Origin of the sequence: Asanoa hainanensis (assembly GCF_900188485.1) — a bacterium.
In the GTDB taxonomy this organism is placed as follows: Bacteria; Actinomycetota; Actinomycetes; order Mycobacteriales; family Micromonosporaceae; genus Asanoa; species Asanoa hainanensis.
The window spans coordinates 185,180-207,962 of record NZ_FZPH01000011.1; the positions used below are offsets into that span (position 1 = coordinate 185,180).

The 22,783-nt window shown below is 71.4% G+C and carries 21 protein-coding genes and 1 pseudogene; 8 read left to right on the top strand and 14 right to left on the bottom strand.

Annotated features, from left to right (window positions below; genetic code table 11):
* Positions 1-7 precede the first annotated feature (7 nt).
* From CHC05_RS25480 to CHC05_RS25510, 6 genes and pseudogenes are all read right to left on the bottom strand, one after another.
* On the bottom strand, positions 8-1,270 hold the full coding sequence (locus CHC05_RS25480) for a YibE/F family protein (RefSeq protein WP_089253089.1): 1,263 nt from the start codon (positions 1,268-1,270) through the stop codon (positions 8-10).
* 4 nt (positions 1,271-1,274) lie between these two features.
* Positions 1,275-2,201 (bottom strand): NrfD/PsrC family molybdoenzyme membrane anchor subunit, encoded by a 927-nt coding sequence (gene nrfD / locus CHC05_RS25485; protein ID WP_089253188.1) that lies wholly within the window; start codon positions 2,199-2,201, stop codon positions 1,275-1,277.
* A gap of 50 nt (positions 2,202-2,251) precedes the next feature.
* Entirely contained in the window at positions 2,252-3,172 is a 921-nt protein-coding gene (locus tag CHC05_RS25490) for a 4Fe-4S dicluster domain-containing protein (RefSeq protein WP_089253090.1), read from the bottom strand.
* Between the two features lie 8 nt (positions 3,173-3,180).
* Positions 3,181-6,429, bottom strand: a pseudogene (gene fdh, locus CHC05_RS25495) (formate dehydrogenase); the annotation flags it as partial.
* A gap of 470 nt (positions 6,430-6,899) precedes the next feature.
* A complete protein-coding gene (locus CHC05_RS25505; RefSeq protein WP_089253093.1) occupies positions 6,900-7,865 on the bottom strand; it encodes a DUF559 domain-containing protein in 966 nt (321 codons plus the stop codon).
* A 58-nt stretch (positions 7,866-7,923) separates the two neighbouring features.
* Entirely contained in the window at positions 7,924-8,499 is a 576-nt protein-coding gene (locus CHC05_RS25510; protein WP_089253094.1) for a TetR/AcrR family transcriptional regulator, read from the bottom strand.
* Between the two features lie 79 nt (positions 8,500-8,578).
* Between CHC05_RS25510 and CHC05_RS25515 the strand changes: the two genes are divergently transcribed.
* Positions 8,579-9,154 carry a dihydrofolate reductase family protein gene (locus tag CHC05_RS25515; RefSeq protein ID WP_089253095.1) on the top strand — a complete coding sequence of 192 codons (576 nt, stop codon included), beginning with the start codon at positions 8,579-8,581 and terminating at the stop codon, positions 9,152-9,154.
* A gap of 57 nt (positions 9,155-9,211) precedes the next feature.
* Positions 9,212-10,087 carry a phosphatase PAP2 family protein gene (locus CHC05_RS25520; RefSeq protein ID WP_144022764.1) on the top strand — a complete coding sequence of 292 codons (876 nt, stop codon included), beginning with the start codon at positions 9,212-9,214 and terminating at the stop codon, positions 10,085-10,087.
* 55 nt (positions 10,088-10,142) lie between these two features.
* Here the strand turns inward: CHC05_RS25520 and lon are convergent, their stop codons facing one another.
* Positions 10,143-12,461, bottom strand: a complete 2,319-nt coding sequence (gene lon / locus CHC05_RS25525; protein ID WP_089253097.1) for an endopeptidase La — start codon at positions 12,459-12,461, stop codon at positions 10,143-10,145.
* A gap of 326 nt (positions 12,462-12,787) precedes the next feature.
* Here lon and CHC05_RS25530 point away from each other — a divergent pair, with 326 nt between their 5' ends.
* The gene (locus tag CHC05_RS25530) at positions 12,788-13,690 is read left to right on the top strand and encodes a hypothetical protein (RefSeq protein ID WP_144022765.1); all 903 of its coding nucleotides are present in this window, start codon (positions 12,788-12,790) and stop codon (positions 13,688-13,690) included.
* 132 nt (positions 13,691-13,822) lie between these two features.
* Here the strand turns inward: CHC05_RS25530 and CHC05_RS25535 are convergent, their stop codons facing one another.
* Together CHC05_RS25535 and CHC05_RS25540 are read right to left on the bottom strand one after the other, a co-directional pair.
* Positions 13,823-14,224: a TIGR03668 family PPOX class F420-dependent oxidoreductase gene (locus CHC05_RS25535; RefSeq protein WP_089253099.1), complete on the bottom strand. Its 402-nt coding sequence runs from the start codon at positions 14,222-14,224 to the stop codon at positions 13,823-13,825.
* Entirely contained in the window at positions 14,221-15,045 is an 825-nt protein-coding gene (locus CHC05_RS25540; RefSeq protein WP_089253100.1) for an LLM class F420-dependent oxidoreductase, read from the bottom strand. The genes CHC05_RS25535 and CHC05_RS25540 overlap by 4 nt, the downstream gene beginning before the upstream one ends.
* A 122-nt stretch (positions 15,046-15,167) precedes the next feature.
* On the opposite strand from CHC05_RS25540, the gene CHC05_RS25545 reads away from it, so the two are divergent.
* The 3 genes from CHC05_RS25545 to CHC05_RS25555 are packed head-to-tail and all read left to right on the top strand — an operon-like array spanning position 15,168 to position 16,817.
* Complete coding sequence (locus CHC05_RS25545) at positions 15,168-15,350, top strand: hypothetical protein (protein WP_089253101.1); 183 nt, start codon at positions 15,168-15,170, stop codon at positions 15,348-15,350.
* On the top strand, positions 15,350-16,315 hold the full coding sequence (locus tag CHC05_RS25550; RefSeq protein WP_089253102.1) for a golvesin C-terminal-like domain-containing protein: 966 nt from the start codon (positions 15,350-15,352) through the stop codon (positions 16,313-16,315). The genes CHC05_RS25545 and CHC05_RS25550 overlap by 1 nt, the downstream gene beginning before the upstream one ends.
* A 13-nt stretch (positions 16,316-16,328) precedes the next feature.
* Complete coding sequence (locus CHC05_RS25555) at positions 16,329-16,817, top strand: DnaJ family domain-containing protein (RefSeq protein ID WP_089253103.1); 489 nt, start codon at positions 16,329-16,331, stop codon at positions 16,815-16,817.
* On the opposite strand, the gene CHC05_RS25560 is transcribed toward CHC05_RS25555, so the two are convergent.
* Positions 16,794-17,813: a hypothetical protein gene (locus CHC05_RS25560; RefSeq protein ID WP_144022766.1), complete on the bottom strand. Its 1,020-nt coding sequence runs from the start codon at positions 17,811-17,813 to the stop codon at positions 16,794-16,796. The genes CHC05_RS25555 and CHC05_RS25560 overlap by 24 nt on opposite strands.
* Positions 17,755-18,561 carry a GspE/PulE/PilB domain-containing protein gene (locus tag CHC05_RS25565; RefSeq protein ID WP_089253105.1) on the bottom strand — a complete coding sequence of 269 codons (807 nt, stop codon included), beginning with the start codon at positions 18,559-18,561 and terminating at the stop codon, positions 17,755-17,757. Before CHC05_RS25565 ends, CHC05_RS25560 begins: the two co-directional genes overlap by 59 nt.
* Before the next feature lie 92 nt (positions 18,562-18,653).
* Here CHC05_RS25565 and CHC05_RS25570 point away from each other — a divergent pair, with 92 nt between their 5' ends.
* A complete protein-coding gene (locus CHC05_RS25570) occupies positions 18,654-19,343 on the top strand; it encodes a DUF1345 domain-containing protein (protein WP_179266361.1) in 690 nt (229 codons plus the stop codon).
* Here the strand turns inward: CHC05_RS25570 and CHC05_RS25575 are convergent.
* From CHC05_RS25575 to CHC05_RS25585, 3 genes are read right to left on the bottom strand one after another with little or no spacing between them, the layout of a single operon-like run.
* A complete protein-coding gene (locus tag CHC05_RS25575) occupies positions 19,333-20,199 on the bottom strand; it encodes a Gfo/Idh/MocA family protein (protein WP_089253107.1) in 867 nt (288 codons plus the stop codon). The genes CHC05_RS25570 and CHC05_RS25575 overlap by 11 nt on opposite strands.
* Entirely contained in the window at positions 20,200-20,910 is a 711-nt protein-coding gene (locus CHC05_RS25580; RefSeq protein WP_179266362.1) for a DNA-3-methyladenine glycosylase family protein, read from the bottom strand.
* A 4-nt stretch (positions 20,911-20,914) separates the two neighbouring features.
* Positions 20,915-21,796: a LysR family transcriptional regulator gene (locus tag CHC05_RS25585; RefSeq protein WP_089253109.1), complete on the bottom strand. Its 882-nt coding sequence runs from the start codon at positions 21,794-21,796 to the stop codon at positions 20,915-20,917.
* A 68-nt stretch (positions 21,797-21,864) separates the two neighbouring features.
* Between CHC05_RS25585 and CHC05_RS25590 the strand changes: the two genes are divergently transcribed.
* Complete coding sequence (locus CHC05_RS25590) at positions 21,865-22,782, top strand: EamA family transporter (RefSeq protein ID WP_089253110.1); 918 nt, start codon at positions 21,865-21,867, stop codon at positions 22,780-22,782.
* The last annotated feature ends 1 nt before the right edge of the window (position 22,783 follow it).

The window sequence follows — 22,783 nt, forward strand, 5'->3', positions numbered from 1 at the left end:
AACCCGATCACGGGTCCACCCGCTCCTCAGGGGCTAACGCGGCGAGCACCTCAGACCGATCCGTCCGCTGCCGAGGAGCGCGAGGAGCCCGCGGAGCCCGAGGCGGCCGGTTGCCGGCCGTAGCCACGAACGCGGCCAGCGCGGTGGTGATCGGCACCGCCGCCACCAGACCGAGCGTGCCCACGATGCTGCGCACGATCTCCTGCGCGATGAACTCCGCGGTCAGCACCTCGCGGACCCCGGTCCCACCCGCGATCACCAACAGCAGAACCGGAAGAGACGCACCCGCGTACGCCAGGACGATGGTGTTGACCGTCGACGCGATGTGCGCCCGGCCGACCCGGGTGCCGCCCCGGTAGAGCTCGCGCCGGCTCAGCGACGGGTTGGCCCGGGCCAGCTCGCCGACCGTGGCCGCCTGGGTGACCGTGACGTCGTCCAGCACCCCGAGCGAGCCGATGATGATGCCGGCCAGCAGCAGGCCGTGCAGGTCCACGTCGCCGTGCAGCAGGGAGAGCGTGATCGCGTTCTCGTCCCCGTACCCCGTCAGGTGGGTGAACGCGATCGCCAGCGTGCCGACGCCGCCGGCGAGCACGAGGCTGGCCAGGGTGCCGAGCACGGCGACCGAGGTCTGCGCGCTGAGGCCGTGGGTCAGGTAGAGCACCACGAACATGATCAACGCGGCGCCGGTGACCGCGACCAGCAGCGGCGAGCCGCCGCCGAGGATGGCCGGGAGGACGAAGCCGAGCAGCACCGCGAAGCTGACGGCGAGGCCGGCCAGCGCGGCGAGACCTCGCCACCGCCCGAACGCGATGATCGCCGCCGCGAACGCGGCCACCAGCCAGAGCAGCGACGGACCCCGCTGGTGGTCGGCGATCGTGTAGACCGTGGCCGTCGGGTCGTCCGCGGAGGTCAGCGGGGTGACGATCACCGCGTCGCCGACGTCGACGCTGGGCGCGCCCGGGCCGTTCGGCAGGTCCGTCTCCCGGGTCTGGCCCTTGTCGGGGCCGGAGTCGAGCGTGACCGTGGCGGTGCCGCACGGGCCGGGCTCCGTCTCGCCGGACGGCGTCGCCGGGCAGATCGACTCCACGATCGTGGTGACCGTGGCGTGGAAGCGCGGCACCGGGTCGGCCCGGTCGGGCTGCGGCAGGTCGCCCGGCCAGAGCAGCGCGGTGGCGATCCCGGTGGCCAGGAAGGCGGGCACCAGGATGGCGGCGAGGATGATCCGCAGGCGGCGTGGGGCCCGCGGCGCGGGCTGGTGGTCGTGACCCATCGGGTCAGAGGGTACCGAGGCGCTCCCGCTGCGGAACCACCGTGTACTTCGGGTCCTCCGCCGACGCCTTGCCCGCCTCGAAGACGCCGAGGCGGGTGGCCAGCGAGCCGGCCAGCAGCGCGCCGCCGGCCAGCGCCGACACCGTGCGGCTCCGCGAGCCGAGCAACGCACCGACGGCGCCGGCCGCGGTCAGCACCCGGGCCGCGCGCAGCAGCGTGCCCGCCCGGCCCGTGCGGTAGGGCTCGCTGAGCAGGCCCATCCGGTGCTCGACGCCGTGGGTCGCGGCCAGCTCCAGGGCGGCGCCGGCCACCGCGAGGGTGCGGGCCGGGCCGGCCTGGGCGGTCGGCGCGCCGATCATCCCGGCTGCGCCGCCGCTGGCCAGCGCGCTGCCGGCGAAGACGAAGGGCATTCGGGGGTACGCCGCATGCCAGGAGGGCGTCGCGGTGTCAGAGATCAACACGGCGGTGTACGTCGCCATGGCGGGCGCCAGGGCGGCGGCGGCCAGCCCACCCGCCCGGCCGGCGACCGGCAGCGCCCGGGCGGCCAGCCCGACGGCGCCCCGGCGCGGCAACAGCGGCGCGGCCTCGGCGACCGCCGCCAGGCCCGCGGCCGCGCTGAAACCGCTGAAGATCCAGGTGCCCATCGACATGGGTGAGGTCGGCTTGGCCACGCGGAGCATGTTGAGGAAGCGGCTCGGCCGGCCCAGGTCGACGACGAGGAAGTACGTGCTGGCGAGGATCGCACCCAGCCCAGTGAGCCGGGCGGTGGTGCGCAGCGCGGCGCGCCCGGTCAGGTCGGCTCCGGCGGCGACGAGCGCGGACCCGGCCGCGAGCCCACCAGTGAAGAAGTAGGCGGCGATGTCGTGCGTCCAGACCGGCTTCTTGACGATCGGCCGGCCGTAGTAGGAGCGGAACTCGGCCGGCGGCACCATGACCCGGTCGCCCTTGCCACCACCGCGCCGGCCCGCGCGTACCCGATCGGTCACGGCCTTCTCCCCAGGAACGCCACGACGGCCGCGGCCGCCATGCCCAACGCTGCCACGCCCGCATGCTTCCACATGCTCGGCAGGTCGCGGGTGGTGACCACGGGATCCGGCGGCAGGCCGTACACCTCGGGCTCGTCGAGCAGCAGGAAGAACGCGCCGTCACCGCCGACGCCGTCGTCGGGGTCATGGCCGTAGAGCTTGGCCTCGGTGACGCCGCGCTGGTGCAGCACCTCGACCCGCTGCGCGGCACGCTCCCGGAGCTCGTCGAGCTCACCGTACTGAATGGACTGGGTCGGGCAGGCCTGCGCGCAGGCGGGGGTCATGCCCTCGCCGATCCGGTCGTAGCAGAGCGTGCACTTCCACGCCCGCCCGTCGTCCTCGCGCCGGTCGATCACGCCGTACGGGCAGGCCGCGACGCAGTAGCCGCAGCCGTTGCAGATGTCCTCCTGCACGACGACGGTGCCGTACTCGGTGCGGAACAGCGACCCCGTCGGGCACACGTCGAGGCAGCCGGCGTGCGTGCAGTGCTTGCACACGTTCGACATCATCAGCCAGCGCAGGTCGCGGCCCTCGCGGCCCTCGGTGCCGGGCAGGGTCGAGGAGGGCATGCCGAGGAACTGGGTCGACACCGTCGCCTCGGCCTCGCGCAGCACGTCCATGGCGGCCGGGCTCGGTGCGGCCTGCTCGATGAAGGCCACGTGCCGCCAGCTGTTGGCGGACAGCCCGCCGGTGTTGTCGTACGACATGCCGAGCAGGTCGAAACCGTCGTCGGGTACGGCGTTCCACTCCTTGCAGGCGACCTCGCAGGCCTTGCAGCCGATGCAGACGCTGGTGTCGGTGAAGAAGCCCATCCGCGGCGGCGCGTCGGTGTAGCCGGCATCCTTTGCCGGGTCGATCGGGCCAAACAGGCTGTTCATCACTCCCCCGCTCCGGGTGTCTCCAACGGCGCGTAGTGCGAGGCGTCCAACCCCGCCCGCCGAAGATAGTCGGCGATGTAGTCGAGCAGGGCCCGCCCGGTGGGCCGGCGGCCCGGCTGGATGTCGCAGGTGCCGACCTTGCTCTCCTGGATCAGCACGTTGGGGTCGAGGGTGATGCCGAACAGGTCGTTGGCCGAGTCGCCGGTGACCAGACCCGAACCGCCCCAGTGGTACGGCAGCCAGATCTGGTGGATGACCCGCCCGTCCAGCCGCAACGGGCGCAGCCGGGCCGTGACCAGCACCCGCGCCTCGACGGCGGCCCGCCCGGTGACCACGTGCGCCCAGCCCAGGTGCTCGAGCCCGCGCTCCTCGGCCAGCGCCGGCGAGACCTCGACGAACATCGCGGGCTGCAGCTCCGACAGGTAGGCCAGCTGCCGGCTCATCCCACCGGCGGTGTGGTGCTCGGTGAGGCGGCTGGTGGTGAAGACGTACGGGAACACCTCGCTGTGCCGTTCCGGCGGGGCGGGGTTGAGCTGGTTCTCCGGCCGGTCGTACACCTTGCGGACCGGGTTGGCCTGCTGCGCGTAGAGCGGGTTGCGCAGCGGCGACTCGGCCGGCTCGTAGTGGGTCGGCATCGGGCCGTCGATCAGGCCGGCCGGCGCGTACAGCCAGCCCTTTCCGTCACCCTGCATGATGAACGCGTCGTCGCCCGCGAGCCCGTGGACGCCGATGGTGCCCGGCGCGGGCCGGAAGGCCGGGTCCTTCGTCTTCTCGAAGTCGGGCACGTCGTGGCCGGTCCACTCGCCCTTCTCCGGATCCCACCAGACGTACGCCTTCTTCGCGCTCCACGGCGCCCCTTGCGGGTCGGCGGACGCGCGGTTGTAGAGGATCCGCCGGTTGGCCGGCCAGACCCAGCCCCACTCGGGCGCGACCCAGCTCTGCTCCTTGCCGGGCTTGCGCCGGGCGGCCTGGTTGACGCCGTCGGCGAATACTCCACTGTAGATCCAGCAGCCACACGCGGTGGAGCCGTCGGCCTGGAGCTGGGTGAAGCCGGACAACGGCGCGCCGGTGGCCACGTCGTACCCGTTGATCTCCTTGAGCACCGCCTCGGCGTCGGGCTCGTTGTGCTGCCCGCTGATCGGGTAGCTCCAGGCCAGCTTTTTGATCGGCTCGTCGCGCTCCAGTGTGGACGTCGCGAGGCGCTCCCGGACCAGGCGGCCGAGGTGGTAGAAGAACCACAGTTCCGAGCGGCAGTCCTGCGGCGGGTCGAGGGCCTTCTCCCGCCACTGCAGCATGCGCTGGGTCTGGGTGAACGTGCCCTCCTTCTCCACATGGGACGCCGCAGGCAGGAAGAACACCTCGGTGCGGCACTCCTCCGTGACGATCTCGCCGGTCTCGATCTCGGGCGAGTCCTTCCAGAACGTCGCGCTCTCGATCATGTAGAGGTCGCGGACCACGAGCCAGTCGAGGTTGGCCATGCCGAGCCGCTGCGCCCGGCCGTGCGCCGAGCCGACCGCCGGGTTCTGGCCGAGCAGGAAGTACCCCTTGATCTTCCCGTCGATCATGTTGAGCACCTGTTGGTACGTGCCGTGGTCGCCGGTCAGCCGGGGCAGCCAGCCGTAACCCCAGTCGTTCTCCTCGGTCGCGTGCTCGCCGAAGTAGGCCTTGAGCAGGCTGACCGCATAGCAGCGGGCGTACGCCCAGAAGCCCTTCTGCCCCAGGTGTCGGATCGCCTCGGCCCACATGTCGAAGGTCTCGTGCTGCTTGAAGTGCGGCATCGGCAGGTAGCCCGGCAGCAGGTTGAACAGCGTCGGGATGTCGGTCGAGCCCTGGATGCTGGCGTGCCCGCGCAGCGCCATGATGCCGCCGCCCGGGCGACCCATGTTGCCGAGCAGGAGCTGGATGATGGCGCCGGCCCGGATGTACTGGACGCCGACGGTGTGCTGGGTCCAACCCACCGAGTAGACCAGCGCCGTCGTGCGCTCGCGCCCCGAGTTGCGGGTCCAGGCCTCACAGACCTTCCGGAACTGCTCCGGGGGTACGCCGCAGACGCGCTCGACCACCTCGGGGGTGTAGCGGGCGTAGTGGCGCTTGAGGATCTGGTAGACGCAGCGCGGATCCTGGAGGGTCTCGTCGCGGGCGACGAAGCCGCTGACCGGCGGACCGTGGGCCTCGTGCTGGAAACCGGCCGCGGTCTCCCGATGGACGTGCGTGTCCTCGTGCGTCTGGGCGAACTCCTCGTGGCCCTCGTACTGCCAGCTGGCCGGGTCGTACGTGCCGGTCTCGGGGTGGTAGCCGGAGAACAGCCCGCCGAGGTCCTCGGTGTCCTGGAACCCTTCGGTCACCAGCGTGGCCGCGTTGGTGTAGGCGACCACGTACTCCCGGAAGTCGAGCTCGTTGGACAGGATGTAGTTGATCACCCCGCCGAGGAACGCGATGTCGGAGCCGACCCGCAGCGGCACGAACTCGTCGGCCACCGCGCTGGTCCGGGTGAACCGCGGGTCGACGTGGATCACCGTCGCACCGCGCTTCTTCGCCTCCATCACCCACTGGAACCCGACCGGGTGCGCCTCGGCCATGTTGGACCCTTGGATGACGATGCAGTCGGCGTTAGCCAGGTCCTGCTGGAACCCGGTGGCCCCGCCACGGCCGAAGCTGGTCCCCAGACCGGGGACGGTGGAGGAGTGTCAAATGCGCGCCTGGTTCTCGATCTGGATCGCGCCCATCGCGGTGAACAACTTCTTGATCAGGTAGTTCTCTTCGTTGTCCAGCGTGGCGCCACCCAGGCTCGAGATGCCCAGAGTACGGTTGAGCGGACGCCCGTCGTCGTCCTTGTCCTCCCAGGTGTCGGCGCGAGCCTTGACCACCCGATCGGCGATCATCTCCATGGCGGTGTCGAGGTCGAGCTCTTCCCAGTCGGTGCCGTAGGGACGGCGATAGAGCACCGTGCGCTGACGGCGGTCGCTGGTGACAAGGCTCTTGCTGGCTGAGCCCTTGGGACAGAGCCGGCCACGCGAGATGGGGCTGTCGGGATCGCCCTCGATCTGGACGACCTTGCCGTCCTTGACGAACACCCGCTGCCCACACCCGACAGCGCAGTAGGGACAGACGGACCTGGCCACCGAGTCGGCGGCCTTGGTGCGTGGCTCGAGCGCATCGGTGCGCGCGGAACGGGCGGCGTGCCCGCGGCCAAGCGGGTCAGTGCCGGTGAGCTGCCGGTAAACCGGCCACCCCTCGATCCACGTCCGCACCCCCACGCAACCACCCTAGATCACCGCCCCGACCCGCGCACCCGTTGCGCAACGCCCGCGCCACACCCAGCGCGGCGCGGCGCGCAACTTCACGCCAGACCCCGCCAGATCTAGGTAAACCGTTGTCGCGACAGCAGCAACGGCTTACCTAGATCTCCATGGCGACGCGGGCCGCGAGACGCGGGCCGGGCGGCGCGCGCCGGGCGGCTGCCTGGTACGGCGTGGCGCGCGACGCCACGCCGTACCCCAGCAGATCTAGGTAAACCGTTGTCGCGATAGCAGCAACGATTTACCTAGATCTCATGGCGGCGCAGGCCGCGCAACGCGCGGCGCAGGCCGCACGGCGCGGACCGCGCGGCGCGGGCTGGGGGGCGCTGGTCTCGCGCGGACGGCGCGGCGGGGTGCGGCGTGGCGCGTGGCGCCGCGCCGGAGCCCGGCGGATCTAGGTCAAGGGTTGTCGCTATGGCGGCAATCCTTTACCTAGATCTCTCCTTGGGTGGGGTGTAGCCGCGGGAGATGAGGGCGCGGAGGAGTTGGGACGCCACCGTTTCCGGGTTGCTGCGGATCTGGGACGCCGGGAAGCGGAGGACGAGGTCACCGGCTATCCATAGGTCGTTGTGGCGGGCCATGTCCGCCTCCCATTGCCTGATCTCCGTGTGGTGGCCGCCGTCTACTTCGGCGTGGATGCCGAACGCTTCCCAGTACGCGTCCAGGTAGCGGGTCCGCCCCGAGGCGTCGGTCCGTCGGCGTTGGAGGTCTGGTCTGGGCAAGCGGCGGACGCGGCAGAGCCGCACGAAGTCGATCTCCGCCAGCGAGCCCGCGCCACCGGCCACGTCGGTTGCCGTGGTCAGCACCAGGCGGCGGCGACGGGCGCGCGGCAGCCGATCGACCACGGCGAGGAGCTCTTCGGGCAACACCCTGCCCTGTTGGCACGCGGCGGCCACCACGGCGCGCGCCTCGTCGTCGCTCGGCGCCCAGGCCGCGGCGTCCACCACCGATCGGGCCATACTCGTGCGATCCGGCCGCGCGCGCTGGCGGTCCACCTCGGGAAGCGTCGACGTCCGGTGCACCTTGACGGCGGGAAGCTCGTGCGGGAGCCGGCGCAGCAGGTCAGGTGATTTGCGTTCGCCGGGCACGAGCACGTCGACCGCGGTGCGCTTCCAGCTGCCGCGCAGCCCGCCGGCTGCGGCCGCGGCGAGGCCGGCGAGCAGCGCGCCGCGACCGGCTGCGAGCACGGCGACCCAGGCCTGTTGTTCGACTCCGAGGGGACCGGGTCGCGTGACGAGCACACCCACGGACACCCGTTGCCAACGGTTCGACGCCAACCGGTGGCGGACGACGCCCGGCCCGACCGCGGCGACCGCCTGCCGATATGTGAGAACGCCCGCCTGCTCGAACACCAACCACTCGAAGGGCGACGCGGAGTCAGCGGGAACCGGCATCGCACCAGGACAGCGAAAGTCCACATCGGGCGCTGCCCCGACGCCGAAAGCTGCGGTCTCAGCCAGCCGCGGTGACGCGGTCGACCAGGGTGGCGATCAGGTCGTCGTACGGGTACGGGGCTAAGACGTCCGGGACCGTCAGGTCGTCGATCAGGAGGCCCGACATCGCCAGGTAGAGCAGGACGACTGTGGACTCGTCGCCTGGTAGGTCGGCGTCCAGGTGGAACTTGATGCTTTCCCGCAGGTTCTGGCTGAAGACGTCGACCAGGACCGCGCGCAGTTCTGGGCGGCGGGTGGCTTCCAGGCGTAGCTCCAGCATCGCCAGGTAGGTCGGGCGGTCCCGGCGCAGCCGGTCCAGGAGTTGGTGCATCAGGAGCGTGACCAACTCCCGGGTAAGCGGCGCGCGCATCGTCGACGCCACCTCCGACTCGTGAGGGGTCAGACGCTCCCGGGTCCGCTGCGCCACCTGGGCGATCAGGTCGTCGCGGTTGGCGAAGTAGTTCGACGCCGTGCCGGTCGGGACCCCGGCCGCCGTGTCGACCGCGCGGAAGGTCAGGCCGCGGGAGCCGTCGCCGGCCAGCACCGAGATCGCGGCGTCGAGCAGGGCGGTGCGGCGGGCGGGGTTCTGGCGCATCGGGCTTCTCCAAGAGGCGTTGACACCACTGCAAGTGTAGTACTACGTTCTAACCACTACATGGGGAGTGGTTAGAACCTTGCGAAAGCTCACGTACTACGTCGCCGCCAGCATCGACGGGTTCATCGCCGATCCTGACGGGCGCTACGACTTCTTTCCGATCGAGCCCGACGTGATGGCCGCGATGAACGCCGAGCGGCCCGAGACGATCCCGACCCCGTTCCGCGCGCGGATGGGCATCGCGGACGAACCGAACCGGAGCTATGACACCGTCCTCATGGGACGGCACAGCTACCTGCCAGGCCTGGAAATGGGCATGACAAGCCCATACAGCCATCTTCGGCAATACGTGTTCTCCCGCACGCTAACCCCGCGGGAGCCCGAGGTCGAGATCGTGGCCGGCGACGCCCGAGGCACCGTCAAAGCGCTGAAGAGCGAGCCGGGCGGGCTCGGCATCTGGCTCTGCGGCGGCGGGCGACTGGCCAGCCAGCTCCTCCCGGAGATCGACGAGCTCGTGATCAAGCAGTACCCGCTGGTGCTCGGCGCCGGCATTCCGCTGTTCGCCGACGCGGTCGCGCCGACCACGTTCGCCCTCGCGGCCGCGCGGTCGTTCGCGTCCGGGGCGGTCGTGCTCACGTACACCCGGGCTTTGTGACAGAACCAAGACATTTTCCGGACGGTACGGGGAACAGCGCGCGCCAGGATGATCGCCGTGAACCTGGAAACGCCTACTCTCCGGTTACTCGCGGCCGCCGGCGCGTCCGCGATCGCGTTCGGTCTCACGTGGCTCGTGTTCGTGCGGACCGCCGCCGGCCAGGTTGTCGACGGCCGGCTCCTCCCCCGCGCCGACCAGGGAGGCGGCTACGCCCAGGACACCGTCCTGTACGGACCCGCCGCCCGGGTGCTGGGCCGGTTCGGCAACCCGCTGCTGATCGGCGCGCTGGTGGTCGCGATCGTGGTGCTGGCGCTGCTGGTCAGGCGGTTCCGGGCCGGGCTGGCCGGCGCGGTCGTCGTGGTGGCCTCGGCGGGCGCCGCCGCGCTCGCCAAGCAGGAGATCGCCCGGCCGGAGCTCGGCGTCGTCGACTCGTCGACGCACAACAGCTTCCCGAGCGGCCACGTCGCCCTGGCCGCCGCGCTGCTGTTGGGCTTCCTGCTGGTGGTGCCGGCGCGGTTCCGGTGGTGGGTGGCGGTGCCCGGCGCCACGGGGGTGTCGGTCATCGCCGCCGCCACGATGATCGCGGGCTGGCACCGGTTCAGCGACGTGGCGGGCAGCGTGCTGCTGGTGGCCACGGTGTACTTCCTGGTCGCGAGCGTGCTGGCCCGATGGCCCGGCCGCCACGAGCCGGCGGACCCGCCCGACGACTGGTCCGGCTTCCTGACCCTGGCCATCGGGCTGACGCTGCTGATGATGGCCCTGCTCGCGATCGCACCCAACGCGGGCCTGCCCCTGCTGGCCGCGATCGCCACCGCCGGCGGCCTGACGATCCTGGTGGTCTGGGCCGCCGTCTACCTGACCCGGCCGCCGGACCGGGAGCCCGACGACCCCAAGAGCGAAGCGGCGACGCCGATGGCGACCAGCCGGGCATGACGAAGCCGCCCAGAGCGCGTACACCCTGGGCGGCTTCGGTTTTGATGTGGTGAAGTTAGGCGGCGGCGAGCAGCTCGCGCTCGTCGGCCGGGCGCAGGGCCAGGGCCAGCACGTCGCTGACGTCACCCAGCACGTGGATGGTCAGGGCGTCCCGGACCTCCTGCGGCAGGTCGTCCAGGTCCGGCTCGTTGCGGGCCGGGATGATGACCTCGGTCAGGCCCGCCCGGTGTGCCGCCAGCAGCTTCTGCTTGACGCCGCCGATCGGCAGGACACGGCCCGAGAGGGTGACCTCGCCGGTCATCCCGAACTCCGGGCGGACCGGGCGGCCGGTCGCCAGCGATGCCAGTGCGGTGACCATCGTGATGCCCGCGGACGGGCCGTCCTTCGGCACCGCGCCGGCCGGCACGTGCAGGTGGATCCGCTTCGCGGCGAGCGCGTTCGGGTCGATGCCCAGGCGCTTGCCGTTGGACCGCAGGTAGGAGAGGGCGATGTGCGCCGACTCCTTCATGACGTCGCCGAGCTGACCGGTCAGGGTCAGGCCGGGCTCGCCCTCCATCGAGGTGGCCTCGATGAACAGCACGTCGCCACCCGCGCCGGTGACCGCGAGGCCCGTTGCCACGCCCGGCGTCGCCGTGCGCTCCGCCGACTCCGGAGTGAACCGGGGACGGCCGAGGTAGCGGACCAGGTCGGTCTCGTCGACCCGGATCGGGGCCTCCTCCGACGCCAGGGCCACCGCGACCTTGCGGAGCACCTTGGCCAGCGCCCGCTCGAGCTGCCGCACGCCCGCCTCGCGGGTGTACTCGCCCGCGATCGCGCGCACCGCCTCGTCGGAGATCGACACCTCGTCGGCCGTCATGCCGGCGCGCTCGACCTGCCGCGGCCACAGGTGGTCACGGCCGATGGCGACCTTCTCCTCCTCGGTGTAGCCGTCCAGCGTCACGAGCTCCATCCGGTCCAGCAGCGGGCCCGGGATGTTCTCGACGACGTTGGCGGTCGCGAGGAACAGCACGTCCGAGAGGTCCAGGTCGACCTCCAGGTAGTGGTCGCGGAAGGTGTGGTTCTGCGCCGGGTCGAGCACCTCGAGCAGGGCCGCGGCCGGGTCGCCGGAGTAGCCGACGGCCAGCTTGTCGACCTCGTCGAGCAGCACGACCGGGTTCATCGAACCGGCCTCCTTCAGCGCCCGGACGATCCGGCCCGGAGCCGAGCCGACGTAGGTACGCCGGTGGCCGCGGATCTCGGCCTCGTCGCGGATGCCGCCGAGGCTGACCCGGACGAACTTGCGCCCGAGGGCCCGCGCGACGGACTCGCCGAGGCTGGTCTTGCCGACGCCGGGAGGGCCACCGAGGGCCAGCACCGCGCCGGAGCCACGGCCGCCGACAACCTGCAGGTTGCGCTCGGCACGCCGGTTGCGGACGGCCAGATACTCCAGGATGCGGTCCTTCACGTCGGCCAGGCCGGCGTGGTCGGCGTCGAGCACCTCGCGCGCCGCCTTCAGGTCCGTGTTGTCGTCGGTCCGGGTCGACCAGGGCATCTCGAGTACGGTGTCGAGCCAGGTCCGGATCCAGCCGGTCTCGGGCGACTGGTCGCTCGCGCGCTCCAGCTTGCCGACCTCGCGCATGGCCGCCTCGCGGACCTTCTCGGGCAGGTCGGCGGACTCGACGCGGGACCGGTAGTCGGCCGAGCCGTCGGGCTCGTCCTCGCCCAGCTCCTTGCGGATCGCGGCGAGCTGCTGGCGGAGCAGGAACTCGCGCTGCGACTTCTCCAGGCCCTCGCGGACGTCGTTGGCGATGCCCTCGTTGACCTCCTGCTCGGTCAGGTAGTCACGCACCCAGCCGACGAGGAGCTCGAGCCGGGCGGTCACGTCCTCGGCGGCCAGCAGCTCGATCTTCTGCTCGAGGGTCAGCCACGGGGCGTAGCCGGCCGAGTCGGCCAGTTCGGACAAATCGGTCATGCGCTCGACGGCGTCGATGACCTGCCAGGCGCCGCGCTGCTGGAGCACGGACTTGACCAGGGCCTTGTATTCACTCGCCAGCTCACGGGCCTTGCCCGCGGGCGGCGTCTCGGTCAGTTCGGTGGCCTCGACCCACAGGGCGGCACCGGGACCGGGCACACCGGAACCGATCTTCGCCCGGGCCTCGCCACGGATGACGGCGGCCGGCTCGCCACTGGGCAGGCGGCCCACCTTCTCGATCAGCGCCATGACGCCGACCGACCCGTACTCACCGTCAACACGCGGCACGGCAAGCACGCGGTTATCGCCAGCGGCGCGCGCGGCGTCGACAGCGGCCTGAGTGTTGTTATCGAGGGTGACCGGGATGGTCATGCCAGGCAGCAGGACGGCATCGGTCAACGGCAGGACGGGAAGAGTTGCCATGTCCGTACTCAAGTTACAAAGCGTCTACTCTGTTCCCGGCCCGCGATGTGACCCAGACCATAGGTCAGGAGCGGCCGTTACCTCCGGCTGTGGGTCCGATGTCGTCTTTCGGTCAATTCGCGCTACCTGGGCAGCGCCCAGACTTACTGTGCCCGACAGTCCACTACTCGCTGGAGTCGTCGATGACATCGCGCGCTGAGAGACCGCCGCAGCGGGATTGGCTATGGCTATCGGCTGCACTGTTGATTTCGGCTCTCGCGGTGGCGTATGCCCAACTCTGGTCTGGCGCCAAACCAGAGGTCGCAGTCACGCTCGTAGGCGCGGTGGTGACTGCCGTTGTGTCCCTACTCGGTCTGTTGTTCAAGCGGCAGAACGACCGACGCCTAGAGGTCGAGACAGGCCAGGCTGATGCTCGACTCGCCCAAGAGCGGGACGATGAGCATCGCAGGCTTAGCATCGAGCACGAAGACCAAGAGCGCCGGCTTCGATTGGACGCCGCTATGCGCGCCGGCGCCATGTTCACGGCCAGCCCAGACCGAACGGCCGACCGTGCTGCGGTGGCATCAGGGCTGCTCGCTCTGACCAAGCTGGACAACGCGGACCTCGCGGTCGTGCTACTCCTCGATCTGTGGGGCGAGGACCGGAACGCCTTGGACGAGACAGCCGTTCTCGTCATCGACGCCGCGCTACGGAGCGCGGACCCCAAGGCCCAACTCGTCGCTGCCGAGGTGCTGTGCCGGAACGCCGAAAGGCTCGGCGCCAGTCAGTCGCTGCACTGGCCTTACACGATCGACGGCTGTTGGAATCCTGCGTTTCTGCCGAAGACCAAGCTGCTGCTTGTCGAAGCGCTCTTGAACATGGCTGTTAGAGGCGAGGAGCAGACCCAGAACGCGTTGCGCTCAGTCGCCGTCCGTCTTTACGGGATGTGGGAGGACCCCGATCCACGCTTCAAGGGATGCTTAGGGACATTGATCGAAGCGATAGTACCTCGGCTCAGGGAGCTCGGTTACACCGACTTTATGCAGGGACGGCGAAAGATCCACCTCAGCGACTTCGAAGCAGCCGCCAACACCGCGACGGCCAACCCAGACGGGTTTCTCGACCAGTTAGTGCAGGCGCGCGTTCGATCGCTGAGAGATTGGGCAAACGGCTGCGAGAAAGTTGACCTCGGACACGGCGCACTGGCGACCAGCGTCTCTAACCCGATGCGTGCGGTGACCCTAAGCTGACCTGGCACCCCTGCACATTCGGTTAGCGGTAAGGAAGGGTGCAGGTGGAGTCGCCCGTCCGGGCCGAGACGTGCCGGGCTACCAGCACCTTGTCGGCCTCGAGGCACACGGCGTTGGCCGCGAGGCGGAAGCTCATGCGGCCGACCAGCCGGACCACCGACGGACGTCGACGGCCAGGACCGGGCCGCGCCGCTCGAACGCCGGGTAGCGCTCCCCCAGCCGGACCGCCGCCCGGTCGGCCTCCGGACCCGACTCCAGGACCCGGGCCGTGCCGTCCGCGCGGGCCCACCACAGGCGCGACCAGTCGTCGTCGTAGACGTCGGCCAGCAGGGACACCTGGGGGTTGGCCTCGATGTTGGCCAGGCGGCGCAGCGCGGTCGAGCGTTTGGGTTTCGCGTCCACCGCGCTGTAGATCGTGTTGCCGTCCAGCGCGAACGTGACCGGGACCAGGTGCGGTTGGCCGGTCGCCGAGACCGTGGCCAGGCGGGCTACCCGGGCCTCGGCGAACCGGGCCCGGGCGTCGGCGGGGGTCACTCGGGGTTGTACTCCGTGATCGCCGCTTCCCACTTGTCGAACGCCTGCTCGACGCGGGAGCGCGGGCCGGACGGGAACCAGCGCGCGACCCGGCGTACGCCTGCGTCGCGGAGTTGCTCGAAGATCTTCGGGTCCGCCGGCACGCTCATGACCTGGACCTCGATCGGGCGCTCGGCGCGGGCGCGGAGCTCGGCGATGCGGTCCAGGATGCCGTCGTGGTAGTTCGGGAACCAGGCGTCGCCGAACGACAGGACCCGGTCCAGGACCGTCGGGCCGGTGCCGCCGACCAGGACCGGCGGGTGCGGCTTCTGCGCCGGCTTCGGCCACGACCAGATCCGCTCGAAGTTGACGTAGCGGCCCGCGTAGCTCGCCTCGTCCTGCGTCCAGATCGTCTTCATCGCCTCGACGCGTTCCTTGAGCACGCGCATGCGTACGCGCGGATCCGTGCCGTGGTTGCGCATCTCGGTGCGGTTCCAGCCGGCGCCGACGCCGAACTCGAGGCGGCCACCGGAGAGGTGGTCGACGCTGGCGACCTCCTTCGCCGTGGTGATCGGGTCGCGCTCGATGACCAGGCAGATGCCGCTGCACACCCGCAGCCGGGTGGTCGCCGCGGCGGCCGCGGTGAGGGAGACGAACAGGTCGTACGTCTTCCAGTACTTGTTGGGGATGGGCTGACCGGGGAAGCGGTCGGTCTCGGTGGCGGGGATGTGCGTGTGCTCCGCGAAGTAGATCGCGTCCGCGCCGCGCTCCTCGGCCAGGCGAGCGACCTCGCCCGGCTTCATGCCGTCAAAGGTGGGGAAGTAACCGACTCCGAACTCCATGGGAATGGTCTACCACGTCCACATTGAAGATAAGTTTCAGGATCGAGTTATACATCGGCAACTATCGACATAGACAGCCTTCACGGTATAGCGTGCGCCTCACCTGCCACCGAAGGAGTGCCGTGAGCGACTTCCCACCACGCCGGTTCCGCCGGCGCGTCGTGCTCGGCCTGCCGGCCCTGGCCGCCGCAGCCGTCACCGTCGCCGCCAACCCGGCCGCCGCAGCCGCGGCGCCGGCGGCCGCCAAGCCCGAGTGCGTCGCCGACCTGATCATCGCCGAACCCAGCCTGGCGCGAGGTGCCTGATGCCGAACGTTCCCTGGTTGCTCGACGTCCTGCGCGGCGCCGGCGTCACGTGCGTCACCGAAGGTGACTGGGTCAACCGCTACCGCCCTGGCTCGTTCGACCCGATCGGCGTGCTCTGGCACCACACCGCCGCCACGTCCAGCGCCAGCAACCCGCACCCGGCGCTGAACGTTTGCATCAACGGGCGGCCCGACCTGACCGGCCCGCTGTGCCAGGCGCTGGTCGACTACAACGGCGTGTTCCACCTGATCTCCGCCGGCCGGGCCAACCACGCCGGCGCGAGCCGCGGCAGCGGCCCCATCCCGGCCGGCGACGGCAACACGCTCATGATCGGCTGGGAGATCGACTACAACGGGGTCAACCAGCAGATGACCTCGGCCCAGTACAACGCGTCCATCGCCGCCACGGCCGCGGTGCTGACCCGGCTCGGCCGGAACTCGACCTACGCCCGGGGCCACCGCGAGACCAGCACGACGGGCAAGATCGACCCGTCGTTCATCGACCTCGACGTGATGCGCGCCGACGTGGCCGCGCGGATGAGCGGTGGCGGCGGGACCTGGTCGTCGATCGTCGACAACACCACGTCCGGCCGGTTCACGGCGAGCGCCAACTGGGGCACGTCGTCCTACTCGACGCAGCGCTACGGCACCGACTACCGCTTCGCGGACCCGGTCGCGGCCAGCGACCCGGCTTGGTACAAGTTCGCCGTCCCGACGGCGGGCGCCTACCGGGTCGACGTCTGGTACGCCGCGAACGCCGGCTACAACAGCGCGGCGCCCTACATCGTGGCGACCACGAGCGGAAACCAGACGGTCAACGTCGACCAACGTACGGGCGGCGGCGCCTGGCGCTCGATCGGCACGTTCAACCTGCCCGCCGGCGACGCCAACCGGGTAGCGGTGAGCCGCTGGACGAACGGCACCGGCCTGGTGATCGCCGACGCGGTCCGGCTCACGAGGCTCTAGCTATATTGGGGCGATGAGCGACCGGATCGAGTCGATCATCGAGGCGCAGATCCGTGCTGCCCGGGAGAACGGCGAGTTCGACGATCTCCCGGGCGCAGGCAAGCCGCTCCCCGGCCATTCGGAGCCCTACGACGAGCAGTGGTGGCTCAAGGAGTTCCTGCGCCGCGAGGGCATCACCGGCGCCGCCATGCTGCCGCCGTCGATCCAGCTCGCCCGCCAGGTCGAGCAGCTCCCCGACGAGATTCGCAAACTTCCCTCGGAGCAGCGCGTACGCGAGACGGTCGCCGAGCTCAACCGCGACATCCTCGACTACCAGCTCCGCCCGACGCCCCCGTTCGTCCCGGTGCGCCGGCTCGACGTGGAGGCGATGGTCGCGCTGTGGCGGGAGGCGCTGGAGGCCCGGTTCGCCGCGGCCCGCCAGCCCGCCCCAGAACCGGAGCCGCCACGCGAAAGGCAACGGCGCTGGTTCCGGAAGCGCTCAGAACCCCCACACGACGCGTAGCCACTCCTGGAACGCCGGGCTCGCCGGCGGCCAGGTGATCAGCTGTGCCCATTGCAGGAGCGCCACGGTGCCCAGGAAGGCACCCAGCCGGCGGCTCGGCGACCGAGGCACGGCGATCAGCGCGATCGTGGTCAGCAGCAGGTAGTTCGTCACCGCCGAGTAGGCCAGCCCGGCCAGCAGCGTCACGAACACCACCGCGACCGGGGCGAGGTAGCCGGCCAGGGCGCGCGGGCGGCGCACCGCGTAGACGACCGCGACCGCCGCGTAGAGCGGCGTGTGCACGACCGCCACCACGGCCCCGCCCAGCGCGCCGAAGAACCCGGCCGGGTCGAAACCGATCCCGGCGCCGCCGGTCAGGCGCCAGCTCAACAGCAGCGCGGTGGCGAGCGCCGCCAGCGCCGGGAACAGCAGGACAGCCCGGGTCGGGGCCGCGTCGATCGCGGAGCCGCGCCGGCCGGCGGCGACGAACGGTGCCACGGCGGCAAAGACCAGCGCGTAGGCGATAGCGGCCGGGTCGCAGAGCGCCGCGCCCGCGAGCATCAGCCCGGCCCGCACCGCGCCCTCGGGCTGGCCCGCGACCGCGACGTGCAGGAAGCCCTCGACCGCCAGCGCCAGGAAGGCGACCGTCAGCACGGCGATCGGATCGGCGGAACCCGTGTACGCCAGCGCCGGCACCAGCACCAGCGGCACGCCGACCCGCACCGGCACCTGCCAGCGGACCAGCCGCTCCGCCAGCGCGGCGAGCGCGATCCCGGTGGCGGCAGCGGCGACCAGGCCCACGCCGAGTGGGCCCAGCGCGCCCAGAACACCAGCCAACGGCCCGGGCCAACGAGGCACGAAACCGCGCGACGCCGTGTAGAGCGCCAGACCCGCGAACGGCAGCGCCAACGCCAGGCGCAGCAGCCAGCGCGCGATCGTGCCAGCCGGCCAGCGTTCCTCAGACTCGCTCCACCGCTGCCACCGAGGTGTCGCCACTGTGGACGGTGCGATCGCCATGCCTGGCCTTCTCCCGGGTCAAGGGCCGCCGCAGGGCCGCGGCGGAGTCGAGCAGCCAGCGCAGCGGGGCGCGCAGCGCGGGACCAACGGCACCGCCGCGCCGGAACGCGTCCAGCAGGTCGGCGTAGACCAGCGCAAAGTTGCCGGCCAGCAGGCTCGCCATCGTGATGCCGACCGACCAGGTCGGGAAGACCCGCGCGGCGGGCAGCACCAGGGCGGCGACGAACAGGACGTACAGGGGCGGAGTCAGTGGCAGAGCGATGTCGCGGGCGAGCGGCGCGGCCGGGTGGTCGGCGACCGTGGCGCCGACGCCGGCCAGGAATCCCGCGCTGGCCAGCAGAGCCAGCACGACGACGGTCGGCACCGGAGCCAGCACCAGCGCGGCGGCGACTCCGAGCAGGGCCGCGACCAGACCGATCTTGACCACGAGCGGGACCCGTTTCGGGTACGCCTGCCGGATCGCCTCCGCGAGGTCCACGTCGCAGGTGACCGCCACGCAGACCGGGGCGCCGACGGCCTCCTCGATCAGCGCGACCCGCTCGGGCGTGGGCTCGGCCGCGACGGCGACGAGCACGTAGCCCTCGTCGTCCACGTGCAGCGGCAGCCAGGCGTCGCGGGCGAGCGCGGCCAGGTCGTACCCCCGCTGCACCTCGGGGTCGATCCACTCCTCGCTGAGCTCGACGTAGCCGCAGTTCCAGTCGGCCGCGAGCGTGCGGAAGCGGTCCCGGCGACTCTCGGTCAGCGCCATACCCCGATGCTGCTCCTATCCGCCCAATTTGTCCGGTTACCGAGATCCGGCGTGTCTGGATGACCACGTGGGTTCCCTGCGAGACTTCCTGTGTGGGCAGCGAGCCGGCACCTCCGATGGGCCGCCGCATGCTGGGCTGGCACGGCCCGGCGATCCACCGCGCCACCGCCGTGATCATCATCTGGGCGGTCGTCGCGGCCGCCCTGGCCGTCAGCCCGATCAACTGGGAGCTCGCGGTGATCGCCGGCTACGACGCCGCCTCGCTGGCTTTCCTCGGGTCGGTCTGGCCGATCTTCATGAGCGCCGACGGTGACAAGACCGAGAAGCTGGCCGGCAGGGAGGACCAGACCCACGGCTCGGCGACGGCACTGCTGGTCGCCGCGGCCCTGGTCAGCCTGCTCGGCGTCGGGTTCGCGCTCGGTGAGGCCGCCAACGAGCACGGTGCGCTCAGGGGCGTGCTCGTCGGGATCGCCGTGCTCACCGTGACGACCGCCTGGATCACGATGAACACCGTCTTCACGCTGCGGTACGCGAAGCTCGACTACCTGAGCCAGGGCAGCCGCATCGACTTCGGGGAGCCGTTGTCGGAGCACAAGCCGACGTACCGTGATTTCGCCTACCTGGCCTTCACGATCGGCATGACCTACCAGGTCTCCGACACGACCCTGCGCAGCTCCCCGATCCGCCGCACGGCCCTGGGCCACGCCCTGCTCTCGTACGTGTTCGGCGTAGCCATCGTGGCCGGCGCGATCAACCTCTTGGCCGGGCTGGTCAACAACTAGCAAGCAACTGCTGAAGGTGTACGCCGTGGTCGGCGTCGAGCGGGTGCGACGTGCCGGTGCGGACCGCGTGGGCGAACTCCGCGCGCAGCACGGGCCAGCACTCGGCATGGTCGACGGTCGCGAAGTCGATCTCCAATGCGCCGGTCGGGCCGTAGAGCTCGACCCCGGCGCGCGAGCCGGTGAGCCCACCGACCATGCCCGAGAGGGAGAGCTGGCTGATCGCGCCGCCGCGGTGACGGCAGGCCAGTTCGAGCCACGTGCTGCCGCGCCGGTCGATCGCCTCGATCGGGCCGAGGGCCGCCTCGACCAGGTCGAGCAGGTGGGGGCCGAGGTCGTAGAGCGCGCCGTGGTCGAGCCGCCAGCCCGTGGCGAAGGGACCGGCGAGGAAGCCGCCGTGCAGATAGCGGGACCGGGCGCCGATCGCGGGGAAACTCGCGGCCGCCGCCAGGAAGGCCCGGGTCGCCGGGTGGTATCGCTTGGTCAGCACGAGCTGGCTGACCACACCGTTCTCGCGCACGGCCTTCGCGACCCGCTCGGCGTCGGCGACGGTGAGCGCGACCGGCTTCTCCAGCAGCAGCGCCCGCCCGGCCTCGGCGGCCTGGACGGCCAGGTCGGCCTGGATGTCGGGCGGCACCGCGAAGGCGACCGCCTCGCACCGGTCGAGCAGCGCCTCGAACGAGGGTGCCGCGCTCGTGCCCAATCGGGTCGCCAGCGAAGCGGCCGCCTCCGCACGCCGTGCCCAGACCCCGACCAGCGTGGTCTCCGGCCCGGCGGCCAGCGTCGGTCCGTGCATGACCTCGGCCCAGTGGCCGGCACCGACCAGCCCGACCCGCACCGGCTCTTCCACAGTCGACATTCAAGCGCCGCCGCCGGAGCCGGGCCGGCGCGCCACGCCGTGCGCCAGCAGGATCGGGTCGTCGCCGATCGGGAGCGTGGGAGTGCGGCCGGCGATCACGGCCTCGGCCATCCAGCAGTACCAGGCCGCCGTGGTCCGGTAGGGGCGGAACTGCTCGCCGAGCGGTTCCAGCTCCCGCTCCGTCGGGGTCGGGATGTCGTAGGCGACCCCGTAGCCCCGCCGGATGCCGAGGTCGCCGACCGGCCACACGTCCGGGCGGCGGAGCTGGAACATGATGAAGAGCTGCGACGACCACGGACCGATGCCCTTGACCGTCGACAACCGCCGGATGATCTCGTCGTCGGCGAGGTGGCCGAGCCGGCGGTTGTCCAGCACGACGTCGCCGTCGCGGACCTTGGTGGCCAGGTCGCGCAGCGAGATCACCTTGCGGGCGGAGAGACCCACCTTCCGCAGCACCGGGTCCGAGAGCGGCAGCACCGAGTCCGGCGTCAGCGAGCCGCCGGCGGCAGAGATCAACCGCCCGAGGATCGCCACCGCGGCCGGCCGGGCGAGCTGCTGGAACACGATCCCGCGTACCAGTGACTCGAAGTTGCTCTCCTTCCACAGCGGAATCCGCGGCGCCGGCGCGCCTGCGACCAGGCGCGCCATCACCGGATCCCGCTCGGCCAGCAGCGCCGCCGCCTGCCGGAAGGTGACCTTGCCAGTGCTCACGCACCTACCATGCCCCGGTCGGACCTCCGTCGGGACCGGAAACGATTTCCCGGGCGAGGGCGACCAGGTCGGCCACCGCCGGGTGGCTGGGCGGCGAGCGCCAGGCCAGCGAGACGGTGACGGGCGGAGCATCGGCCAGGGGTACGTAGGCCACGGCCGGATGCGGATGCATGGCGGCGGTGGCCTCGGTGGTGACCCCGACCGCCCGGCCGGCGGCGATGGCGGCCAGCCAGTCGTCCGTGTTGGCCGTGTCGATGGCGGTGGCCGGAGTCCGCGCGGGCGCCCACAGGTCGAGCGTCGTCGTGCCGCTCATCGAGTTGACCGCGATGGGATGGGTCGCGAGATCGGCAAGCGAAGCGACCGGGCGGCCGGCCAGGGGGCTGTCTACCGCCACCGCGGCCACGCGGGCCTCGCTCAGCAACGGCTCCACGACGATGTCCGGCAGGTCGACGGGCGCACGCAGGATCGCGACGTCGACGCTGCCGCGGGCCAGGCCGCCGGTGCGCTCGTCGATGCGCAGCAGCTCCAGCGGGGTCGCCGGGTGCTCCTGCTGCCAGCGGCGCAGCAGCGTGGTGGTGTGCGCGCCCAGAGCCGACCAGGCGTGGCCGAGGCGCAGCGGCCAGGTGCCGGCCCGGGTGGGGTCCAGGACGTCGTCGACGGCGGCCACCGCCGCCGCGGCCCGGTCGCGGAAGGCCGTGCCGGCGGGCGTCAGGTGCAGATGGTGCGTCGAGCGGTCGACGAGCCGGTGGCCCAGGTGGGCCTCGAGTTGGCGCAGCGTGCGGGACAGAGCCGGCTGCGTCAGGTGGAGCCGGACCGCCGCCCCGGTGATCGTGCCTTCCTCCGCGATGGCGAGAAAGGCGCGCAGGTGACGCACCTCGACGGTCATAACCGTGAAGCATAACCACAGCCGAAGCGGCATTTCCGGCACCGCCAGAACGCTCTTAGCGTCGAGCCGTGACTACGACACGGCACTCCGGCGTCGGCCTCGTGCTCGGCGGGGCGTTGTCGGTGCAGTTCGGCAGCTCGGTGGCCGCGCTGCTGTTCCCCCGCGCCGGGGTGTCCACGGTGGTGACGCTGCGACTGGCGATCGCCGCGATCGTGCTGCTGGTCGTCTGCCGCCCCCGCGTACGCGGCTACGCGCGCGCCGACTGGGCCGCGATCGCCGGCTTCGGGGTGGCCCTGGCCGGCATGAACACGCTCTTCTACCACGCGATCGACCGCATCCCGCTGGGCCTGGCCGTGACCCTGGAGGTGCTCGGCCCGCTGGCGCTGTCCGTGTCGACGGGTCGCCGGGCGGCGAACTGGCTGTGGGCGATCCTGGCCCTGGCGGGCGTGGCGTTGCTGGGCCGCACGGGTTTCGACCGGCTCGACCCGGCCGGGATCGGCTTCGCCCTGGGCGCGGGCGCCATGTGGGCGGCCTACATCGTGCTCAGCGCCCGCGTCGGCGCCCGCTTCCCGAAGCTCGACGGCCTGGCGCTGGCGATGACGGTAGCGGCGGCGCTGACGCTCCCCCTGGGCATCGGCCCGACACTGCTCCAGCCACCGGTCCTCGCACTGGGCGCCGCGGTGGCGGTGCTCTCGTCGCTGCTGCCCTACACCCTCGAGCTGACCGCCCTGCGCCGCATGCCGACCGCCACGTTCGCCGTGCTGATGAGCCTCGGGCCGGCCATCGCCGCCCTCGCCGGCTTCCTCGTCCTCCAGCAACACCTCACCCTTACGGAGGGCCTGGCCACCGTCCTGATCATCAGCGCCAGCATCGGCGCCGTCCGGACGCCTCGCGAGCCCGCGGTCGCCGTCGGCGCCGACGCTCCAGGACAAGACAACCGATCGGCTGGATGTCTTTTGCCTGCTGGTCCGCCCGCGAGATCATGAC